Genomic DNA, 15,436 nt, shown 5'->3' with positions numbered 1-15,436 from the left:
CACTGATGAAAATTACGTTTGGAGAAAGGCTCAAAGGTTTCGTAGGAAAAACTTTGCTCGGATCTATCGTGATCGGATCCACCGGCCTTTTCTTTCTTTTGTATCCTTTGATCTCCGAGCCTGACTATTATAAAAATTTAATCCTCAGCGAAGCAAATAAGATCACCAATCTTTCGTTTGATTATACTGAATCGAATCCTACCTTTTTTCCATTTCCTGGAATCGAACTGAGAAACGTAACCGTTTCTAAAAATGAAGAGCAGTTGATTCGGGTTCAAAAGCTGAAGATCGAAATTTATTTCGGAATTTTCTTAGGCAAAGCTTTGGAAATCAGGAAAATTTACCTGAACACCGGAAAGATAGAACTGGTTCGGGAAAAGGACGAATCTTTTCCTTTGTTGGAAAAGTTCATCGGTAAAGATACACAGCCGGAAGTTCCGGGCAAGGATGAGAATACGATTGTCGATAAATTGTTGTTCTCCGAAGTGTTCGCTCCTATCCCCAACGGACTCGATCTGAATAATATCATGATCGAGTTTCAAGATAAACTTTATAATAGAAAAATCAATTTTTATGTTTGGGAAAGTAAAATCGAATTGGATAAAGCCTTACACAGCTTATATCTTTCTCTTTATGGAAAAATCAACGAGGAAACTTTTCAGCTTTATACGGATGTTTTGTTTCTCGAGGACGAATTGAGTTATGAGAATATGCGTTTGGAAGGTTCCGCTCATTTCGATCATTTCGGAGGGGAAAACTTAAAAGATATCCTGGTAATATTTCCCAATGCAGAATTCAAATACGGGCATTTGACTGGAGTGATTCCTTTTTACAAAAGAACATCTAATGTTATTTATGCGAAAGTGGAAAGGGTTAATATCAGGGATTTGGCGAAAAAAGGAGGCACTCCTTTCGGAGATGCTTACATCAGCGCAAATATTTCTTACGATACGAAAGAAACTAAACTTAGTTTTACGGACATCAGCGCCGAATGGAAAGGGAGAATCCGTATTGCCGGATCGGGATTCATTACCTTCGTTCCTCCTCCTTTATCGCCCACCATTTATTTCGAAGGTAGATCCGACTATTTGGACGCAGATACCACGATCAATGTCACCAAACTATGGATTGATGCAGATCTGGAAAAATCACTGATTACGAGAAATATGCCCAGTACTGGTTATGTGAACAGAATGAACGTATATCTGGATTTTAATTTGAGAAGGGTAAATTTGAGAGGAGTGTTTGCGGATCAAATGAATTTCTCTCTTCATTATAATAAGTCTGTGATGAAGATCCGCAAATTGCATTTATTGTTTTATCGTGGAATTTTGAATGCCACAGGTTCTTACCAATGGGGAAAGAACCCTCAATTGTTTTTGTCCGGAAAATCCACCGATGTATCTTTGAGAGATTTGATCGACGATCGTTTCGGCAATTCTCCCATCACGGGCACTTTGGAAACCAATTTCGAAGTTTCTTCTCCCGGCGCAGATGAAGATGAGTTGATTCGAAACATGAAAATCAACGCAAGTTTCAAATCCCAAAACGGAGAACTTCTCAGTTACACGAACATTTTGAAACCGATCAGTTCGATAGGAAGTTTGATCTCTTTGAAAAAATTCGATTTCAACAGAGCGACTCCTTATACGGAAATCAATGTCGATATGCATTATTATAATCGAATGTTTCAATTCTCTAATTTTTCTCTCAAAGCGGACGGCATCGCAGGATCCGGCGGTGGGAACATCAATTTGGATAAAAAGATAGATATGAAATTCACGATCGCCTTGCCGGGAGTTGCCGGTAAAGTTCTGAAACTTCCCATCATTTACAAAGGGACGTATGGAGTTTCCGCACCTCTGATTGATCCGATTTGGCTCGGTTCCGTTTATGCGGGCACTTTACTTTTAGCAGGCCCCGCAGGGGCCACTGTGGGAGGGATCGCAGGATCCGCCGTTTCGGAATATGTAGGTAAGGCGGTGGACAATGTGACAGATACTGTGCAGTCCGGATGGAAATCCTTAAAAGGATTGTTTTCTTCCGAACAGGAACCTCCTCCTAAATCGCCTAATCCTAATAAATGATTAAACTTCCCCTCGAATGGGGATTCCTTCTTTTTTTAGAATGCGAAGAGCGTTCGTAGTTTTGGAAATTCCTTCTCTGATTTTATAATCGAAAATCATCTCTCCGTCTTTTTCCAGTTCGGTGAAGTGAAATAGTTTTGCGTTCGGAATTTCCGCAAGTTGCAGATCGTGAGTGGTTAGAAATACGATGGCGCCTTTATCTCTCAACGCTTCCAAAATTTCCCTAGTTGCGATTTGTCTTTCTTTGGAATTCGTTCCTTTCAATATTTCGTCCAGAAACAGTATGGAAACTGCAGAATCCGAGTCCGATTCTCTGATGATTTGGGAAAGTCTTCTTACTTCCGAATAAAAAAAGGAAACTCCGTCTTCGAGGGAATCTTGCGAACGAATGAGTGTGTGGATTTTGAATTCGGGAAGATTCATCGACGATCCTACAATCGGTCCTCCGGATCCAGCTAACAAAATTGATACGGCAATCGCTCTAAGATAAGTGGTTTTACCGGACATATTGGAGCCGGTGATGATGAATAGATCTCCCCGTTGGAGATTCGCCAAGGGATTCGTCACTCTTGCTGATTCTTTGATCAAAGGATGGCCGAGGTCGTTGGCGGAAATTTCTCCCGTCTCGTTCCATTTCGGAAAAGCAAATTCAGGATGCAAAAAAGAGAAATGAGCCAAGGGCAAAAGGGAATCCGTTCGAATCCAAGAATCTCTCAGTTCATTCCATACGGATTCCCATTGTTTTAACCAATGGCCGTATGTATCCAACTTCCAAAGATCCCAAAGACAAATTGCGTTCAGAAAAAAATGAGGGATCGGAGAAACTAAAAATTCGGAAGAGTCTCCCAAACTATGGATCGGCTTTGCGAGAGAAAAAATCTCTTTTCTGCGGCCAGGATGAAGCCTTTTCCAGGCGGATTCGAGATGATCCAAATTGTTCTTTAATTTGCGGATTTGATTCCAATGTTTGAGAGATTCTTTTCTATAAGTTATAAATATTAGAATATTTAGAAATAGAAGAGAGGCCGCCAGTGGGAAATTAAAAACCGTGCTGACCAAAAGCCAAAGAGGAGTGAAGATTCCCAACAATCTATAGATTAGTTTTAAGAATTTTCTTTTTTCCCAGAATCGAAATTCGGTTTTGCTTTCATAGATTTCCGTTTTGAGATCCCTATCGTCGCCAGATCTCATGGATTTTCGAAGCAGATGGTATCCTAAAGTCCTGTTTTTTAAAATAGAAAGTACTTCGTTTTGAAGTATCTTAGGATTTTCTTGTTTGGTTCTCAGAAGTCTGTTTAAAAATAAATCCCAAGCTTCCTGAGAAACTGTTGTGTCTAGATAAGCAATGAGCCCGTGTTTTGTTGTCAGATCCAAATCGATGGAAAGAGGATGGTTTTTCACCCATTCCGGGTATTCCCAAGTTTCCCTGGTTTTGATTTTTTTTAGATCTCCCTCTTGGCGGAACAGTTCCCTAGAAATTAGAAATTCAGTATTTTCTAATTTTTCTAAGTTCTTTTTTCTTTTTTGATAGAGAGAAACAAGAACCGCAAAAACGAGAATAGGAAGCAGCAGCCATAGATATCCTGTGAGGGAAACTCTGCTTAAATAAAGGGAAAAATAGAGAACAAAAACGGATGTAAAGGATGCAAGTCTGTATAAAGAAAGTCTGCGTAACTGGGATTTCTTCTTAGGAATGAGAGAGGCATATCTTTTTTTGCGAAAAGATAAAAAGGAAAAGGGGAATTTAAGCGAAGATGGGTCGTTCGTAATTTTCTTCTTCTCTTCTGCTGATTTCCAGATCTAAAACCCGAATGAGGCTTCCTAGATCATTTAATCTCCATTTGTCGATGAGTTTGCTTCTGTCTCTTCCGGAGAATTTGTCCAAATAGATAGTTCCGAACAAATCTTCCCCGTATTCGTAGGCAACGAAACGCCCGTTTCGTTTTCCAGTAGAGTTGATCATCCGAATCGTCATAAACGAGTACCAGAAAAACTTTCAAAAAAAAAAGTACAAGCGAAATTTTTTGCTTCAGGATTTTCTTTTTCGAGCGATATAAATATTGGGGGAAGGCTACTCGCCACGGATGGTGAGCCCTTCAAGAAATAAAAAACCCCGGAAACCAGGACGCACGGAGGCCGACATGGATTTCTACCCAGAAATGAGCACTGAGCTCAAAAGCTCTTTTATTAGAGAAAATCACTTCCTTTCCAGCATGGAGAGCGAATCTCTTCTTCCTCAATTGGGGCTAAAAGCCCGAAATCTGCTCAATTCCCAACAAATGGCGAAATTGGCGGAAATCAGAAAGAGACATCTGAAAAAAGGTCACCAACTCCAAAAGTTCAATTGGGACTAAGTCTAAAAATCTCTTGACCATCTGAAAGTCTGGTCTATCATAAAGACCGCTTTTAGATGGAGAGATATGGCAAATAACCTAGCAGAAGTTTACAGAGAATCATCGGAGAAATTCGGATCCTATCCCGCATTCTGGTATAAGAATGCTGCCAAAGAATACCAAGCCATCACTTACAAAGAACTCTATGAAGACGGATTGGCCTTGGCGGAAGCCCTGATTGATTTAGGAGTCAAAGCAAGAGACCACATAGGAGTTCTTGCAGACAATCGCGTTGAGTGGATCATTGCGGACTGTGCCGTTCTTTTGACGGGATCTGCCAATGTCCCTCGTGGTTCCGATATTACGGATTCTGAAATCGTATACATCCTCAATCACTCGGGTGCTCAGATCGTTTTTATTGAAAACGATAAAGTGTACGAAAAGTACAAAAATAATAAATCCCAAATCAAAGGCGTGAAAACCGTCATCATCATGGATAAGGAAACCAAGCTGAAATCAGGTGCGGGCATCCTTCTTTTCCACGATTTGATTCAAAAGGGAAAAGAGCTTAGAGCAAAAGGCAAAAAAGAAGCCGAGAAAAGAATCGCAGACATCAAACCCGACGATCTTTTCACTCTTATCTACACATCAGGTACCACAGGTATGCCTAAGGGAGTGATGCTTATGCACTCCAATATGATCCACCAGTTGCATTACGTAGTTACAAGAGTGGCAAACGTATCTCCTAACGATCGTATGTTGTCGATCCTGCCGGTATGGCACATCTTCGAAAGAGTTGTGGAATATTTCGCGATCGTAAACGGAGGAGCCACTTACTATACTAAGGTGACCGATCTTAGAAACGATATCCAAAAAGCACGTCCTACCTTTATGGCATCTGCGCCTAGAGTTTGGGAAAGTATTTATAACGGCATCTATACGAAGATCAACGATCCGAAACAAACTCCTCCTCTCAGAAGGGGATTGTTCAACATCGCTTATTTCTTCTCGAAACATTACCATGCTTCAACTCGTTTCTTGAAAGGTTTAGAAGTGGATTACGAATCCAGAAATATCATACAGTCTTTATTAGGTGGAGTTGTTTCTCTAGTGAAACTTTTGATCACCGGACCGTTCACTTTGACCGTTTTATTCGGAGCTTTGGGATATTATCTGGGAACTTTAGGAAATCCTCTTTCCACGGTTGCCTATGTAGTTTCCGGTTTGGGACTTCTTTTCAATTCCTTTACTTTGGACAGAGTGGTTCTTGCTAAAATCCGCCAAGCGACAGGCGGGCATTTGAGAGCGACTTTATCCGGTGGAGGGGCTCTTCAGAAACACGTAGATGCTTTCTTTATGGATATCGGGATCACCGTTTTGGAAGGTTACGGTATGACGGAAACAGGTCCTGTGATTTCCGTACGTTCCTTTGAAAGACCGATCATGGGTTCCGTAGGAGACATCGTTCCTTTGACTCAAGTTCAAATTCGTGACGATTCTGGAAAGGTTCTCTGCCATATAGACGATAAACGAAACATCATTTCCGGCAAAATGGGAGTGAAGGGAGTGGTTCATCTTTCCGGCCCTCAAGTGATGAAAGGATACTATAAAAATCCGGAAACTACCGCCAAAACGATCGTAGACGGTTGGATGAATACCGGAGACATCGGTATGATCAACTTCAAAAGAACTCTGACTCTGACGGGAAGAGCGAAAGATACCATCGTACTGTTAGGCGGAGAAAACGTGGAGCCGGTTCCGATCGAAAACAAAATCGACGAATCACCTTACATCAAACAATCGATGGTAGTCGGTCAGGATCAGAAAGTATTAGGTGCCATTATCGTTCCCGATTTCGACGCTTTGAGCGCTTGGGCTGCGGACAACGGAGTTTCCGAATCCAAACCCGAAAAACTCATCACCAACCCTAAGGTTCTTGAATTCTATAAGAAAGAAGTGAGAAACTTCAACAGCGTAAAAACAGGATTCAAAAACTTCGAACAAGTTCAATACGTAACCTTAGTCACAAAACCTTTCGAGGTAGGGGACGAATTGACCAACTTGATGAAGATGAAACGTCACGTTATTACTGAAAAATACAAAGACCGCATTCTCGATTTGTATAAAAACAGCTAATGACTGCTCCTTTCGCTGAAATCATTCATGACGATTGCATCTTGGAAATCAAGATGCAATCCAATGAAAAAAACACATTCAACTTCGAAGCCTTTGCCGGTTTTGAACAATTGCTTCTGAAACATGCAAAGAGCGAAAAAATAAAGGCTCTGCTTTTCACTTCCGCTCAGACTCAGTTTTTTTCCAACGGGATCGAACCCAGTTTGATGTATGGAAAAACGGAAGCGGAAGTTCGAGAAGCGGTCACATTGATCCTTCGTGCGGCAGGAGTTTACTTCCATTTCCCTGTTCCTACAATCGCTCTTCTCAACGGACATTGTATGGCAGCAGGTGCGGTATTCGCTCTATTCTCTGACTACCGTTATATGGTGGACAAAGGTGCCCGTATCGGTTTTTCGGAAGCGATCGTCGGTCTCAACTTTCCTTCTTTTCCTACTATGGTTTTGAAAGATTTAGTGGGTGTTTCCGCATCCAGAGATCTTTTGTACACTGGAAAACAATTAAAGGGTCCGGATGCCAAAGAGATCGGACTTGTGGATGAACTTTTTTCCGCAGAATCCTTGTTTAGCGAAGGAATGAAACTTGCTAAAACTCTTTCGAAACTTACGTATAACTCCGCAAGAGGGATGAAAACGGCTCTTCGAGAACATTATAGATCTACGGAACAACATGTTTTTGCTTCGGATGTGGAGTGTTTTACCAGAACCATCCTTTCTCCCGATGGGCAGGAAGGGTTTTTATCTTTGATCGAAAAGAGAAGACCTAATTTTTCGACTTAGGCGGTACTTCCCCGGGAACCCTGACCCTTTTTCTTGGGTCTAATTGACAGTGGGTGAACCGCCCATGAGGTCATTTGCAATTATCCGAAGTTTCCATCCGTAACCCTGTTTTTTCGTGGATGATGATGATCGGAATCATCCTGCTCGGCTGCATCGGACTTTCCCGTTTGGGATTGTCTCAGATGCCCAATGTGGATTTTCCCGTTGTCAATATCGTTCTGACTCTGCAAGGAGCCAATGCATCCGTTATGGAGACGGATGTGGTCGATCCTATCGAAGAAGTTCTTCTCACAGTGGAAGGGATTGCGGAAGTCCGTTCCACATCTACGGATAGCTCCGCCACAATCACCGTTGAACTTGAGTTAGATCGAGATGTGGATGTGGCGCTTCAGGAAATCCAGACTAAAATCGCCCAAGTTCAGAACAAACTTCCTCTCGCTCTCGAACCTCCTATCCTTTTGAAATCCAATCCGGACGATAACCCCATCATTTGGGTGGCTTTGACCGTGGAAGGAAAAACGGAACAGGAGAAGATGATTTATGTGAAATCTGTTTTGAAGGATAAATTCCAAGAGATACCGGGAGTAGGAGAGATCATCTTAGGAGGATTCGTAGAAAGGGTAATCAACGTATATTTGGATCCTATCCGTTTGGCCAGAGCAGAACTTACCGTAGATGATATTACGAATACTCTTCAGGAACAAAACATAGAAGTTCCTTCCGGAAAACTTCAGAATCAAAAGAATGAAATTTCACTCCGAGCGGTAGGAGACGTTCCCACGGTTGACCAACTTTCAGAGATTTACATCAATTCCAGAAGCGGTGCGGCCATGTTCCGTCCCGTAAAATTGAAAGAAGTCGCAACCGTAGAAGATGGATTAGATGAAATCAAAAAAATAGGAAGGTTCAATCAGACTCCTTCCGTGGGTTTGGGGATCAAAAAGATCAAAGGCACGGATGCAGTAGAAGTTGCGGACAAAGTGAAACAAAAAATGGAGGAGTTAAGACCTTCTTTGCCGAACGGTTATAATCTTTCCATTGCGAATGACAATACCACTTTTATCAAGGAATCCGTGGACGAGTTGATGTTCACTCTTTTTCTTTCCATCCTTCTTACCGGATTCGTATGTAGATTGTTTTTGGGAAGTTGGGGGAGCACCGCCAATGTATTGTTAGCCATTCCTACTTCCATCATCGGAACTTTTCTTGTTCTTTATGCGGCAGGATTCACCTTAAATACCTTCACTCTATTGGGTTTATCCTTGGCAGTCGGGATCGTCGTGGACGATGCCATTATGGTTTTGGAGAATATCAGCAGGCATAGGGAAATGGGAAAAACCTGGTACGATGCCGCTTTGGAAGGTGCATCCGAAATTCGTTTTGCTGCGTTAGCTGCCACCTTGGCCATCATCGCTATCTTTCTTCCGGTTGCCTTTATGTCGGGAGTCATAGGAAGATACTTTCTTGAATTCGGAATTACTGTCGCTGTGGCTGTCGCCTTATCTTTGTTTGAAGCCCTTAGTTTCACTCCTATGAGAGCTTCTAGGTATAAAGAGAAACCTGTCGAAGAAAAAAAATCCCCTTGGAAAGATCTGGCACTTCGCATTTTAGCTCCGTTTTCCGTCTTTAAGGTGTTAGATCCTTTGGTGGAAAGATTCCTTCGAAAATCAGAATCCCTTTATTCTATGGTTTTGGAATATGTGATTCGTTATCCGAAATCCATTCTTTTACTTTCCACTTCCATATTCGTGTTTTCTTTGGCGTTCTTTTTCGGTTTGAAAAAAGAATTCATTCCACCTCAAGATTTGGGTCGTTTCGTTCTGCGGGCAAAGATGCCTGTCAGTGCTTCCATTTTTGCAACGAACGATGCTATGAAAAAGGTGGAATCCTATCTTATGACCCGCCCAGAGATTGAAAAATATATGGGAACGGTGGGAGGTTTCGACGGAACTGAATCGAACGGGGCTATGTTTTTCGTTTCCATCAAGGAAATGGGAAAACGACCCATCCGGCAAGCCACAGGAAAGGAAATCACTCAGGCGGAAGTGTTTGCCGATTTAAGAAAAGATCTGAAAGGTATCGTTCCCGAAGCTAAATTCTCGATCATAGATATTTCCCAAAGAGGATTCAGTGCAGGAAGAGGATATCCCGTTGAACTCGTATTAACCGGTCCGAATTGGGATATTTTAGCAGATGCTTCCGACCGCATTCGGGAAAAGTTGGAAGAGGAAGGAGTTCTGCAGGATATCGACACGGACTATGTACTGGGTCAGGAAGAGCTGAGAATCTTACCTGACCGGGAAGCCGCTGCGGCAAGGGGAGTGAGTATGGCCAATATCGGAAATACGATCGGTCCTTTGATGGGTGGAAAAAAAGTAAGTCGTTTTACGGAAAACGGAAGAAGTTACGACATTCGAGTTAAAATCAATAAAGACCAGGGAGGAAGTGCGGATGTGATTCCGAATATAAAGGTTCGGAATGTTTACGGAGAATTCGTAAGGTTGAAAGACATCCTCATTCTGGAGACGAAAAAAACTTTGAAGAGCATAACAAGAGTAAATCGGGATCGTGCCATTAAGGTTTTCGGAAATCCTCCCGTAAAAATGGGTCAGAATGTGAGTATGGAAAAATCGCTTCAAATCGCAAAAGGAATGTTACCTGAAGGTTACTCCGTTCAGGTTTCCGGTTCCGCCAAAACTGCGAACGAATCGACGAACGGACTTCTATTCGCTTTGGTGATGGGAATCGTCGTTTCTTATATGATCTTAGCAAGTCAGTTCGACAGTTTGAAACAACCTTTGTATGTTCTTTTATCCATGCCTTTCAGTTTTTCCGGGGCATTGATCGCTTTGTTTATCACCGGTCAGTCCTTCAATATGTACAGTTTTATCGGTTTGATTATGCTTCTAGGTCTTGTGAAAAAAAATTCGATTTTGCTTGTTGAGTTTGTGAACCATGTGAGGACGCAAGGAAGGAATGTAACGGATGCAATTCGAGAAGGATGCCCTGTTCGATTGCGGCCCGTTCTTATGACTTCTTTTGCATCCATCGCCGCCGCCATTCCTCCCGCACTCGCCCTCGGGCCAGGTGCGGAAACGAGAGTGCCGATGGCAGTCACCATTTTGGGGGGACTCATTCTTTCTACTTTGGTGACATTTGTTGTCGTTCCCGCCGCCTATTATCTGATGGAAAAAGAAAAATGAATGTGTCCCGATCCAAAACCAAAATCTTTTTGAAATTTCATTTTATCGTCTTTTTGTTTTCACTGATTTTCCAAACTTGTTCGTCCTCTCCGGAGGTGAAACTGAGCGACGGTGTTGTTGAAGAAAGTTTGAAAAAAATCACCGGTGTGACCACGAAAGATTTGGAAAAGGCTCTCGGCAAAGAAGCTCTTTCTTTGGACGATTTGTTCGTGTTGGCAGTGGAAAGAACGGAAAGGATCGCACTGAAAGAAGAGGCCACGAATCAGGCATTAGCCGGGAAGGATCGGGCTTTTGCCGGTTTTCTTCCTACTTTATCCTACGTTTACAATAAGTTTTATTCCATTCCAGGACATACCAACGAACCGAGTTTAATCGATAACTATAAAACATATCAGGCAGTCGAAAGCGGGAATTATCTTTCTTTGGTTCCTACAACGACAACATCTTCTTTGCCTCCAACCGTGGGAGCCGGTTCTCGTCTTCTTCTCAGTTTTCCGATTACGGGGGGACTCACTGCTTACCAAGATTATAAGGCATACAGAAGTCTTGCGGATCAAAGAAGGATGGAAGCTAAATTCGAAGCGGGCAGAATGTACTTAGAATTAGCGCAAGGATACTTCAATGTGCTGCAATTGGAAGAGAGTTTGAAGTATGCGAAAGAAGCTTTGGAAGTGAATGCTGAGTCAGTGAAAGAAAGAAAAAGATTGTATTCCTTGGGAAGAATCATGCGTTCCGAACTTCTCAATGCGGAAACGAGCCTTGCCAATGCGCAAGCCGTTTTGGAAGACACTCAATTCCAATTGGAACAAGTTAAAATTACTCTATCAACCATGATCGGAGCAGAATCGAAAATCAAACTTGCTTCTTTTTCCGAAAATTTGGATTCGATTAACTCCGGAAAGGCGGATGAATTTTTAGCGAAACGATACGATGTCATCTCTACGGAAAAAAGCATTGAAGTTGCGAAAGCGAATGAAAGCAAAGCTATGTTCGGATTTGCTCCTAATGTCGCAGTAAACACATATTATACGTTTCCTACTGCCGGCCAGGCGAGAAACAAGGATGTTGTCGCTCAGTTGGCTATCACCATGCCTTTGACTCCTTTGACTCAAATCGCAGATCTACAGGCTGCGGAATCTGCCACCAAACAGGCGAAGTTGACGGCTTCCCAGACGAGAAGGGCGGCAATTCAAGAAATTCAAAATGCGACCCAAAGTTTGCAGAATTCCGAAAAGATGTATTCCATTTATGAAAAGGCATACCAATACGCCAAAGACACTCTTGCGAGTCAGGAGTCCGGCTATCGGATCGGACGAACCAGTTGGGTGGATGTGATTGCCACCCGGTTGAGTACCTTGAATGCTGAGATTACTTTTAAAAAGGTTCACTACCAACGATTGTTAAACCGTATCGCTTTGGGTGTGGCCATAGGAGAGATTCCTCGAATACCTGAGGAAAAAGCTGAATTCAAAACACAATCGAACTGATGGAACAAAATCTTTCCTCCCCTCGAAACAACGAGAGGAGGATACCTTATTTATTTGTATTTGATTAAGAATGCATCTTGTCCGCCGGTTTTTGTAACTCCATCTAAATTGCCGGATGTTTCCCCTGTGGCATATAAATTTCCAAAAATATCACTGACGATTCCGTAGATGATTGAGGCTGAACCGGACACTCCTAAAAGGCGGGTCCATTGTTTACTGCCGTTGGTATCGTATTTAATAACTACTAGGTCTTTACCTCCAGAACCGGATTGTCCGTCTAAATTGCCTGTAGTGCTTCCTGCCGCGTACGAATTCCCGTAATTATCACTTGTGATTGCGAATCCTTCCGTAAAATGTCCTCCGGTTATGCCCGTCAGTTTGGTCCATTGTTTGTTTCCGTTGGTGTCATATTTAACAACGAATAGATCCTTTCCTCCTGTAACAGTCTGTCCGTCCAAACTGTTAGTGGTAATCCCCGTAATATATACGTTATTTGAAAGATCTCTTGTAATTCCTAATCCTTGGGTTGTTGCACTTGCATTTCCTCCTAAAAGTTGAGTCCATTGTACATTGCCGTCGCCGCCTAATTTGATCGCGAACATATCTTGCGATCCTGTTTTGGTTTGCCCGCCTAAATTGCCATTCGTTTCTCCGGTGAGATACAAATTCCCTGAACGATCGCTTGTAATGGCCCTAGTAAGGGCACCGCCGCCAGTCACCCCTACCAGCTTAGTCCATTGTTTATTGCCGTTGCTATCGTATTTGACTACGAACAAATCGCTAGCTCCCGTTTTAGTTTGTCCGTCTAAATTGCCTTCCGTATAACCAGAAGCATATATATTTCCAGAAGAATCACTTGTAATTGCCAAAGCTTGTGTGTTTACTCCAGTGACTCCTAAGAGACGAGTCCATTGTTTATTTCCGCTGCTATCGTATTTGACTACGAACAAATCGTTTGTTCCTGTTTTAGTTTGTCCGTCCATGTTTCCTGTCGTATAACCGGAAATATATGCATTCCCCGAAGAATCAACGGTAATTCCTTTTCCTAAGGAGGAAGCACTTGCCGCTCCCAAAAGACGAACCCATTGTTTATTACCGTTGTTGTCGTATTTGGCTACAAACATATCTTGCGATCCTGTTTTAGTTTGCCCGTCTAAATTACCCGCCGTATTACCGGAAGTATATATATTTCCAGAAGAATCACTGGCAATGGCAGATGACAAAGTAGCTTGTCCTGTTACTCCTAAAAGTTTGGTCCATTCTTTGGTGCCCGTATTGTCGATTTGAACGATCCCAGAAGCTCCTACCTGTGTGCTTAAAAATAAACCGATAGCTAAAATAGGATCGAGTTTGTCCGAAGAGGATTTGCATGAGAAAGAAAAGAATACGCCTAGAAGGTATAAACTTATGATTCGTGTGATTTGGCTGAATTTTGTCATATTGCTCCCTTTGTCTCCTGTCCTGATCATTCGATTTCGATCGATGGATTCGAAATCAATCCAACCAAGTGACATTTGAATTCTTAAAATTGTAAGGGAAAGGAAGGGGTTTGTCGTACCAGTTCATGAACTGATACTTCTAAAGCATGTGCTTTAGAATCTTTGCGAGGGAGACAGGAAGGATACATACAGAATATTTTAAAATCCTTGTTATACGGTTTTTTTGAGTCGAATATTGATCTAAAATATTGTATCATTTGGACAGTATTTTTTGTATGTCTGAAAATATTTAATATTGCGATCATCTCTTCTGTTATCTTAGCGTTGAAGGAAAAGATTCGAATAAGAAATTGGGCAAAGGAAACTAAAACGACTGAATTTCAGAGGTGAGATATGAGTGAAAAAAACCATTATTACAATGCAAGTGATCTTGCAAAATTTCCGCAAATTGGAAGAGTTAACAAAGACTTGGCGGATAAATTTTTCGCTTACTACGGTGCCGTTATGGCGGAAGGAGCTTTGAGTGAAAGAGAAAAGGCTCTCATTGCTTTGGCTGTATCCCATGCATTAAAATGTCCTTATTGTATCGATGCTTATACTTCCACTAGTTTGGAAAAAGGTGCAGATGAAGCACAATTGAATGAAGCAGTTCATGTTGCCGCAGCGATGGCAGCAGGAATCAACTTGGTTCACAGCATACAAATGAATAACAAAATCGATTCATTGTCTATTTAATAGAAGACCTTTCGGTTAGGAGAAAAAGTTATGTTAATTCAAGAACAGATCAATGTCCTTAGAGCCTATCCCGATTCCTTTGGAAAACAAATCGGATTGGGATACGGAGGGAAAAATCCTTTAACCGGATTAACATTAACCACTTTCCAAATCAATGTGGGAAAATGGTGCAATCAAGCATGTAAACATTGTCATGTGGATGCTTCTCCTATCCGAAAGGAGATGATGAGCCGCGAGACGATCGATAAGTGTTTGAATATCATTCGGTCCCTTCCATCCATCCAAACGGTGGACATCACTGGAGGGGCTCCCGAAGGGAACACTAATTTTCGTTATTTGGTAGAAGAATCTAAAAAACTTGGCAAAAAAGTGATCGATCGTTGTAATCTTACTATTTTGGAAGAGGAAGGAAACGATTACCTATATAAGTTTTTAGCGGATAACGAAATAGAGATTTGTTCTTCTCTTCCTTATTTTGCAGAAAGCCGAACAGATCAGCAAAGAGGAGATGGTGTTTTTAAAAAATCCATCGCTGCATTGCAAAAATTAAACAAGCTCGGTTATGGAACCAAACTTACATTAAACTTAGTTTATAATCCTGTCGGAATTTTTCTAAGTTCCGGTCAAAAGCAGTTGGAAAGGGAATTTAAGGAAAACTTAGAAAGAAAGTTTGGGATTGTTTTCAATAATTTATTTTGCATCAATAATATGCCCATCAACAGATACTTAGGTGCTTTGGTGCGGGCAGGAAAGTTTGAAACGTATATGGAAACTTTGGTGAACGCATACAATCCTATGACCTTAGAGGGTTTGATGTGTAGGCACCAAATTTCAGTAGGATATGACGGAAAAATCTACGATTGCGATTTCAACCAAATGTTGGAATTGGAAGCAAAACCTATTTCGCATATTGACAACTTCGATTACGAAACCTTTTTGAATCGAACCATCGTCACTGCCAACCACTGCTTCGGATGCACTGCTGGTGCCGGCTCTAGTTGCGGTGGAGAAGTGGCTTGATTTGGCAAAAAGGTGAAAGAAAAAGAAATTTTTTTTCGAAGCTAACAAACCGAATTGCCCTAAACGAAGGAATCTGCTAAGGGGAAAGGGGGACTGCCCACGAGCCACTCCCCTCCACCCTAACTCGGGTGGGGGATTTTTGGAGTTCCTACCAAAAAACGGACATTAAAAAGCTCCTTTTTAGGAGACAAAAATGTCGAAGAAAATCAAATATTAT

General features: G+C 41.9%; 11 protein-coding genes. 8 read left to right on the top strand and 3 right to left on the bottom strand.

Going from position 1 to position 15,436, the window contains the following annotated elements; genetic code table 11:
• Positions 1-5: 5 nt before the first annotated feature.
• On the top strand, positions 6-2,087 hold the full coding sequence (locus tag EHS15_RS01205) for an AsmA family protein (protein ID WP_135758713.1): 2,082 nt from the start codon (positions 6-8) through the stop codon (positions 2,085-2,087).
• On the opposite strand, the gene EHS15_RS01200 is transcribed toward EHS15_RS01205, so the two are convergent.
• Both EHS15_RS01200 and EHS15_RS01195 read right to left on the bottom strand, forming a co-directional pair.
• On the bottom strand, positions 2,088-3,488 hold the full coding sequence (locus EHS15_RS01200; protein ID WP_246051840.1) for a MutS-related protein: 1,401 nt from the start codon (positions 3,486-3,488) through the stop codon (positions 2,088-2,090).
• A gap of 343 nt (positions 3,489-3,831) precedes the next feature.
• Complete coding sequence (locus EHS15_RS01195) at positions 3,832-4,062, bottom strand: hypothetical protein (protein ID WP_135758711.1); 231 nt, start codon at positions 4,060-4,062, stop codon at positions 3,832-3,834.
• 166 nt (positions 4,063-4,228) lie between these two features.
• Here EHS15_RS01195 and EHS15_RS01190 point away from each other — a divergent pair, with 166 nt between their 5' ends.
• From EHS15_RS01190 to EHS15_RS01170, 5 genes are all read left to right on the top strand, one after another.
• Positions 4,229-4,441 (top strand): hypothetical protein, encoded by a 213-nt coding sequence (locus EHS15_RS01190; protein ID WP_210416275.1) that lies wholly within the window; start codon positions 4,229-4,231, stop codon positions 4,439-4,441.
• A 66-nt stretch (positions 4,442-4,507) separates the two neighbouring features.
• The gene (locus tag EHS15_RS01185; protein ID WP_135758710.1) at positions 4,508-6,556 is read left to right on the top strand and encodes an AMP-dependent synthetase/ligase; all 2,049 of its coding nucleotides are present in this window, start codon (positions 4,508-4,510) and stop codon (positions 6,554-6,556) included.
• Positions 6,556-7,335: an enoyl-CoA hydratase/isomerase family protein gene (locus EHS15_RS01180; RefSeq protein WP_135758709.1), complete on the top strand. Its 780-nt coding sequence runs from the start codon at positions 6,556-6,558 to the stop codon at positions 7,333-7,335. Before EHS15_RS01185 ends, EHS15_RS01180 begins: the two co-directional genes overlap by 1 nt.
• Positions 7,336-7,454: 119 nt before the next feature.
• Positions 7,455-10,538 carry an efflux RND transporter permease subunit gene (locus tag EHS15_RS01175; protein ID WP_246051853.1) on the top strand — a complete coding sequence of 1,028 codons (3,084 nt, stop codon included), beginning with the start codon at positions 7,455-7,457 and terminating at the stop codon, positions 10,536-10,538.
• On the top strand, positions 10,535-12,025 hold the full coding sequence (locus tag EHS15_RS01170; protein ID WP_135758707.1) for a TolC family protein: 1,491 nt from the start codon (positions 10,535-10,537) through the stop codon (positions 12,023-12,025). Before EHS15_RS01175 ends, EHS15_RS01170 begins: the two co-directional genes overlap by 4 nt.
• Before the next feature lie 50 nt (positions 12,026-12,075).
• Here the strand turns inward: EHS15_RS01170 and EHS15_RS01165 are convergent, their stop codons facing one another.
• Complete coding sequence (locus EHS15_RS01165) at positions 12,076-13,539, bottom strand: SBBP repeat-containing protein (protein ID WP_246051838.1); 1,464 nt, start codon at positions 13,537-13,539, stop codon at positions 12,076-12,078.
• 318 nt (positions 13,540-13,857) lie between these two features.
• Between EHS15_RS01165 and EHS15_RS01160 the strand changes: the two genes are divergently transcribed.
• Both EHS15_RS01160 and arsS read left to right on the top strand, forming a co-directional pair.
• Positions 13,858-14,199 (top strand): arsenosugar biosynthesis-associated peroxidase-like protein, encoded by a 342-nt coding sequence (locus EHS15_RS01160; protein WP_135758706.1) that lies wholly within the window; start codon positions 13,858-13,860, stop codon positions 14,197-14,199.
• Between the two features lie 30 nt (positions 14,200-14,229).
• A complete protein-coding gene (arsS, locus tag EHS15_RS01155; RefSeq protein ID WP_135758705.1) occupies positions 14,230-15,219 on the top strand; it encodes an arsenosugar biosynthesis radical SAM (seleno)protein ArsS in 990 nt (329 codons plus the stop codon).
• Positions 15,220-15,436: the final 217 nt, after the last annotated feature.

It is taken from the genome of Leptospira idonii (assembly GCF_004770995.1).
Classification (GTDB): domain Bacteria; phylum Spirochaetota; class Leptospiria; order Leptospirales; family Leptospiraceae; genus Leptospira_A; species Leptospira_A idonii.
Note: the sequence above shows the minus strand (reverse complement) of the source record. Positions and strands in the feature narration are given on the sequence as shown.